Source organism: Candidatus Culexarchaeum yellowstonense (genome assembly GCF_024707025.1).
GTDB lineage: Archaea > Thermoproteota > Methanomethylicia > Culexarchaeales > Culexarchaeaceae > Culexarchaeum.
This window is the reverse complement of record NZ_JANGFQ010000199.1, coordinates 1-2,542: the sequence shown is the minus strand read 5'-3', so window position 1 is coordinate 2,542 and position 2,542 is coordinate 1. Positions and strand designations below refer to the sequence as shown.

Here is a 2,542-nt window from a genome sequence, read left to right as displayed (position 1 = left end):
ACAGGTATCAGCATTGGAATCTGAAATAAGGAAATTATATGGATCAAAACATCTAGATGAAAATTGTATTGAACATCCAATATGCAAGAGGAGGATGACACTAAAACTTTTAACCTTCAGATTAATTGAAGATGGAGCAAGTAGCGTACTCAGATATAGGAGTTGGAGACTCCCAGAATTAAATCAACCCATGGAAGAGCTGAATGGTAAAAGTATAATAAAAGCCTACAGGGAGGCTTTAAAGGAGAACTTCAACCACAAGATAGATGCAACGATAAAGATATTGGAAGCTGAGAGATATAGTAAGGGGATAGTTTTCGCAGAAGCAATAGAGGTAGTTAAACAAGTGGGTAGGAGGTTGCAAGAAAGGTTTGGAGTTGAAGATGTGGCTATAATGGTTGGTAAGGGGGAGATGACATTGGAGCAACAAGCATCAGCCCTACTACAATTCAAGGAGAAGGCAAAAATACTTGTAGCCACATCAGTGGGTGAAGAGGGGTTAGATATACCAACAGCTGACATAGAAATATGGATTGACCCTCCAAGCAACCCGCAGAAATGGGTTCAGAGGTTTGGGAGGATATTGAGGCAAGCTGAAGAGAAGATTGCAAGGACATATGCATTAATATCTATGCAAACGCATGAGAAGAATAAGCTTCTTGGAATAATGAGGAAGTGTGCCGAAGTATATGGGTTTACACAAAAGGTGGCTTACATGGATATAAACGATATATCTTCCGGGCAGACAACTCTAACAAGCTTCATGAGGAAACTATAAGTAAACCCTAACCCCAATTGGGTCGATCTCGGATATGAATATGTACTCTGTTGGGAATATGTTTAGCAAAATTGAAGCAACATCAATCATATAATCCCTATAAACAAGTGCATATACAACTTTGCCGGAAAAACCAAAACCATAAGATAAAATATTGGCTTTAGAAAGTTCACTTGCAATCCACTTCAACCTCACCGATGCAGACATAAACTCCTCACTAAAACGTCTACATAAGGGGATTATGTCATCGAAGCTTTTCACAGAACCAAGATCGATCGAGAAACTCTGAGGAAATGCTCGATGGGTATAAATTGGAAATTCATGGGCTGGTCTACCTGCAACCACAATTCTCAAATCATCTGGAACACCTATCCTAAGGTACTTAGCCTTACCAGGAACACTTGGTGTTGTGAAGAGATCCACTCCACCTATAAGTTGACTAAATGTGCATCCAAAACCAACATTATACTTCAATTCAATTATATGTGATATGGAAGCAAGATCCAGTGGGCTCAACTTTAAAGATAAAGCCTTCTTCAATGCAGCTAGGGTGGATATGATTGTGGCTGAAGCAGATGATATGTCGAGACCATAATTTACTTCAAAATGATAATCCACAACCCCCCTCAAACCCTCAATACCCTCACGTTTAATAGCCATTTCAATTGCCTCCTCAACCCATGGTAAATGTAGTTGCTCACGTCCAGCCACGAAATCCAAGTTTAACCTCTTATCATAATCCACTTCAACTCTACATGAAACCCCCTTGAGAATATTGGCTAAAGCACCAACAATGCCAGATTCCAATGGGTCATTGGAATATGAGAATCTAAAGAAGAGTGGGATTGTGAATGGGGAGAAGGATTTACCAATAAGCAATAGTTATTCAACCCCAATGAAGCTCCTTCTTAATAACCTCCCCCCGAGGCTCAAGCTCCTCGAATATTTCAGCTTGAAATCTATATATCTGTATGTCCCTATCAAGCCAAGCATCTGGGGGTAATCCAGCCTTAATACAGCAATTGCTCAGAAATTCTTCAGCATCCCAATTCCACTCCACAGCCACTTGTGGTAATAGTAAACCAGTAAACCACCCCTTCTTAACTATTAGACCATCAAGCCCAATTCTTATCATCTGTGGATACATTGATGGTGATGGAACCCTTATGAGTTCAGGTTCAGTTAAAATGCTAACTTCAAAAACCACTTCACGCAACTCCTCAGGCTTTAGTGGTCTAAACCTAGGATCAGATGTTGCAGCACTAATTGCTGCATCTATAAGGGCCTCCACCAATGGATGTGTGGGGTAAGGGTACCCTATACATCCCCTCAAAACTTTATGTCTAAATCCACCTTCAAACCTCAATTTATTGATTGTGACAAAAACCCCCCTCTTAACCCTAAACTTCTCAGGAAGATCTTCTGGTGGGGATATTTCTATACCCCTAGTTAAATACTCCTCAACAGACTTCCTAGCCAATCTAACGAGGAAAGCTCCATCTTCAACTGTGAATTCAGAGAGGCTCATATTACTGGTACCTCTAGATATATTGATGTAGAGTTAAAGATAAGATTTACCTTTACCTTCAACTTCCAATTGAACTCTACGTAACTTAGCCATTATATCCCTCCAATGCCTACCAATCCAGTAAACCTTACCACACCCATCGCAAACCCAGAAAATATTTGAGGATTCAGCAACATTTTTTGGAATTTTATCTTCAACATCCCCTTTTGAACACATTCTGAGTGGATGATTACATA

At 40.0% G+C, this 2,542-nt stretch carries 4 protein-coding genes; 1 reads left to right on the top strand and 3 read right to left on the bottom strand.

Annotation, left to right across the window (positions count from 1 at the left end; genetic code table 11):
• Window positions 1–778, top strand: a 778-nt coding sequence (locus MRT15_RS11075) for a helicase-related protein (protein WP_304330259.1), incomplete at its 5' end; no start/stop codon positions are given.
• Here MRT15_RS11075 and MRT15_RS11070 read toward each other — a convergent pair.
• The 3 genes from MRT15_RS11070 to MRT15_RS11060 all read right to left on the bottom strand — a co-directional run.
• A complete protein-coding gene (locus MRT15_RS11070; protein WP_304330257.1) occupies window positions 773–1,657 on the bottom strand; it encodes a hypothetical protein in 885 nt (294 codons plus the stop codon). The two genes, MRT15_RS11075 and MRT15_RS11070, sit on opposite strands and share 6 nt — an antisense overlap.
• 7 nt (window positions 1,658–1,664) lie before the next feature.
• The gene (locus MRT15_RS11065) at window positions 1,665–2,306 is read right to left on the bottom strand and encodes a TIGR00296 family protein (protein WP_304330256.1); all 642 of its coding nucleotides are present in this window, start codon (window positions 2,304–2,306) and stop codon (window positions 1,665–1,667) included.
• Window positions 2,307–2,339: 33 nt separating this feature from the next.
• Window positions 2,340–2,542: Mut7-C RNAse domain-containing protein (locus MRT15_RS11060; protein WP_304330255.1), on the bottom strand; the 203-nt coding region annotated here is incomplete at its 5' end.

What these genes read in the sequence shown, in the direction of transcription:
- MRT15_RS11065 (WP_304330256.1), bottom strand. Translation starts at nt 2,306, where the DNA reads ATGAGCCTCTCTGAATTCACAGTTGAAGATGGAGCTTTCCTCGTTAGA.